The 4,041-nt window shown below is 31.6% G+C and carries 3 protein-coding genes; all 3 read right to left on the reverse strand.

The features are described 5' to 3' along the window. Positions 1-89: 89 nt before the first annotated feature. The 3 genes from ACQYZ7_RS16595 to ACQYZ7_RS16605 all read right to left on the reverse strand — a co-directional run bounded on the left by ACQYZ7_RS16595 (position 90) and on the right by ACQYZ7_RS16605 (position 3,830). A complete protein-coding gene (locus ACQYZ7_RS16595) occupies positions 90-1,079 on the reverse strand; it encodes a YaaC family protein (RefSeq protein ID WP_430730826.1) in 990 nt (329 codons plus the stop codon). 379 nt (positions 1,080-1,458) lie between these two features. Further along, on the reverse strand, positions 1,459-2,370 hold the full coding sequence (locus ACQYZ7_RS16600; RefSeq protein ID WP_430730827.1) for a hypothetical protein: 912 nt from the start codon (positions 2,368-2,370) through the stop codon (positions 1,459-1,461). A gap of 143 nt (positions 2,371-2,513) precedes the next feature. Continuing rightward, positions 2,514-3,830 (reverse strand): hypothetical protein, encoded by a 1,317-nt coding sequence (locus tag ACQYZ7_RS16605; protein WP_430730828.1) that lies wholly within the window; start codon positions 3,828-3,830, stop codon positions 2,514-2,516. Positions 3,831-4,041: the final 211 nt, after the last annotated feature.

Raw genomic sequence — 4,041 nt, forward strand, 5'->3', positions numbered from 1 at the left:
GTATGATATGAACTATAAAAGTACTTTGATATAAAGTTTTGTAAAATTTACTTGTTTTTTACCTCAGTTCTTTGTTGGCAATAGTTTTTTTATTTTTCAAATTCATATGGCGATTCTAAAAAGTCAATAATCACTTGAGGATATTTGGCTTGTATAAAATCAATTAGATTAACTGCGAATGGCAAAATACTATCATTCTTAATTCCGCTATTTATATTATTCCAAGTGGTTGGATAATATCTTGAAATCGTGCCGAAAATAAATGAAACAGCGAACATTTTTGATATGTCGTTTAAGAAGATTAAAGAACCAAAAGGTGGAATAACGTAAGGGTCTCCAATTACTTCAAATGCACTTTTCCATTTTTGACATAAATGTGGTGGTGCAGGACATTCAAATGTAACATTGGTAATGTTATTTGATTCAGAAATTGTTTGATTCTTAAACAGCATTTCAGGAAAAATTTCAGCTACTTCTCCTTTTCCGTGAAGTTCAATTACAGTTTTATTATCTTTGTGCTTTAGAGTTTTTAATTGTCGAGAGGGAATTTTAGTACCTAACCAAGATTCAACAGATTTGGTCAAATCCGGAAATGAATATGATAAATCTTTTAGACTAAATTCAAATTGGTCATTCAAAATCACATATTCAGCGTGCCAGTTAATTCCGCTACTACCAGCTCTAAAATAAGATTTATTATTTGTAGCAGAAATCAATTCTCGGAACGTTCCATTTGTAGTTTTTATAATAATGTCCTCTAATTTCCCTGATTTTTCAACATCAGTCCAATTCGTGATTTTTAGTCCGTGTGAAGGTTTGATATTATTTTCTCTTGCTTCTTTGTTTAATATCAAAATCAGTCCTCTGCTCAATGAGACTATTCCGTAATAAAGAAGTAAAGGTTTTACAGAAATATCAGCAACTTTTACAGATTCAAAATAACTTCTTCCTTGTTTAAAAGCTGAAGTTATTTCGTAAGCTTTGGCTGAATTTAGTCCAAAGTCATATTTTTTCTTAATATATCTTTTTACTAAATCTTTGCTTTCAAATTCTCTTAAAAAGTGCCAAGTTTCGTTCATTCTCAAATTATTGCCAACGCTCTAGGTGTATGGCGTGTGAGGCACAGCCTCATGAGGAGCCATAATTGTGCTTCATTCGTTATACATTTTGTTGTTTATAGTTTCGTGTGTAGTTCACGAAGAAGGCTAAAGATACACAATATAGTTGTTAGAGGAGCAATTAACCTAGAGCGTTGGTAATAATTAGTAGAAAAGGAGTGTTTGTTAAAACACGGTTTCTACGTGCCGCAGGCAATTATTACCAACGGTTTTGTGTATGATTTCGTTGCGTGTTCAAGCACTAAAATTAGCAAATAAATCACAGATAGAAAGTCCGCGAGGACTTTCGTAAGTAGGCTAATAACAGCAATGAATTATACACCGTGTTACCCACAGTTTTTTATTTCAACATCCAATTTATTAAATCTTTTTCATTTACTATCGCCCAAGAATGTGGATGCCTTTCTCCATTTGCTCGATAACCTCGATTTTCGGTGTTTATTAATTCAACATTGTTTTCTCCAAATTCGATTTTTAATTTGTCTGATAATTTTTGAATGTAAAAAGCATTTAAATCTTCATATTCATTTTTTGCGTATTCTTTCCACCATTTTAAATCAGGTTCTGTATAAAACCTAATTTTTAATTTTTCCAATCCTTTTAGATTGTCAATATTTTCCGTTTTAAATGTATAAGGCGAATTCTGTTCGTAAGTATTAATTCCATTAGATGGATTTCCAAATTCTTTATCAAACATATTCTTAATCCAAGTAGATTCTTGGATAGATGATTCTGAAAAGTTAAGTTTTAAATTCTTTTCGGCAGTTCCATAAAGTCCAAGAAGGTCAATAGGTGAATCCACTATAAAAACTCCTTTCGGTTGAATTTGACTTTCATTCTTTACAAGATAATCACCAATTAATAGACTTACATTTCCGCCACTTGAAAATCCGCCAATAAAGATGTTTTCTTCAGATAAGTTTTTTTCCTTAACTATTCTTGTTAATTGTTCCGTTAATTCTTGTTTTTCTTTTTGGCTTAAATATAATTTTTGGTTTAAGTTCATTGCTAAAACTGAAAAGTCATTTTTCACACTTATTTCAGCAATTTTAAATTCAGACAATGTGTTCTCCGCATCACAAGGAAAACAAGGGAATAAAATCAATAATCCTTTTTGATTTTCGGCTTTTATTAGTTCAAATTCGGCAGTCTTAATAATTTCAGGTTTTGGTTTTTTAGTCCGATTTATTTTTTCGGATTTTCCTTTGCAAGAAGTTATAATTAAAAGTAAAATTATGATGTATTTCGTCATTTCTTACCAACGGTCTTGTGTATGAGTAGTAGCGGATTTCTATTCACTAACTTTTCAGTTTTATACTGACCTTTGTTTTACGTTTAAATTTTCATTTTAGCAGTCAAACCGCTATTACTTATACACCGTGTTATGTGCTAGCTTTATTTATTTCCGGTTTTAAACTCTATTAAGAATGGTTTCAAAGGAATATCATCTTCTGTTCTAAAGTTATTTGAGATTAATATCTGATAGTCTTTGTTAGGTTCTAATTCTACTGGAATTGTCCAAGATTTATTATTTTCTGACCAATGTCTGCCGTTAAGAGTTCCTTTCGGAAAAGCATCTTGCCCTAGATCACCAAAATCTACTCCTGTGTTTTGTCCGTTTAAAGGTTTCGAAAATTCTATTGTTATTTCCTTGATTTTTGGACTAACATTTTGACTATTATTTTCAAATTGTTTGATTAAGATAACAGTTGGGCGATTTCTTTCAAACGTTTTATAAAGTTCCTCTAGCGGTGCAGAGAAAAAGTTGGCATTTTTAATAAAATCTTCAATTTCAGTTTCATTGGAATAATCTAATTCAATCATTTTTTTAATGGCTTCAGTTTTATTTTCGGCCTGATTATAATAGTTCTCACAAATTTGATATCCAACATAATATCCCAAATCTCTCATTCCAAACTCATTTGGTGCGTTACCATCTAACCACTTGTATAGATTATTAGGATAAAACATTTCGGTTTCATATACTTCTCTGATTCTTTCGGTATTTTTCTTACCAAATTCAATTTGAGGATTTGGTGATTTTACTCCAAGTGCTTTAGAAGCAACGAATTCTGCTACGCCTTCATATAGCGTTAAGGAAAGAATATTGAAAACTCTTGGATTTTGTTGAGTATGAACATATTCGTGAACATTTAAAAACACAAGGTGTTCGTTTGGGTTGGTGGCAAAATGTGATTTTAAGTGAGATAAATTTTGGGGAAATTCACTTGTTACTGTCTTGCTGTCTGCCATTGATATTTCAGAACCAATTAAAACCAAACTGTCTATGGTTGTTCCTCCTGTACGAAAGGCTCCTATTGTGAAATAGATTTTAGCAGGTTTTAATTCGGGATATATTGTTTTGAATTTTTTGATTCCATCTTCCAATTCAGAGCTAATTTCATTTGCCTTTAGAGTATTTTCTCTGATAGAAGACCAAAATTTTGGATAGTTATTTATGGCGTTAATGTAATCTTCTGGTGTATAATTCCTTGCTTGTCGGATTCCATCCAATCCCACAGTCCCTTTCTGGAAATATAAACTATCAAGGTATTTAAACTGAAGCGTAGAATCTTGGGTTGATGTTACTTTATCATATGCATTCCACCAGTTGGTAATATCTAATGTTATAACGTTTTGATTTAAGTTTTGTCTGTTAATACAGTTTGTAAGAGTTATTACTATAATCAGTAAAGTCAGAGTTTTTCTCATTATTTAGTTTTATGTTTTGGTCAGCTTGCGCATAACGGTCTCGTATAACCGTCAGTTACGGGTTAATGTGCGTTAATTTTCGGTTTAGCACTAGCGTTAGCAATTCCGAGTGGATTCGGACGTAGTCGAATCCTCCGTAATTGCGGTTATACATCTTAAGTTAGCAATTCATTAAATTTAGAAATATAAATCAGAAAGAAAAAAGCGTAGA

It is taken from the genome of Tenacibaculum sp. SDUM215027 (genome assembly GCF_050566205.1).
Classification (GTDB): Bacteria; Bacteroidota; Bacteroidia; order Flavobacteriales; family Flavobacteriaceae; genus Polaribacter.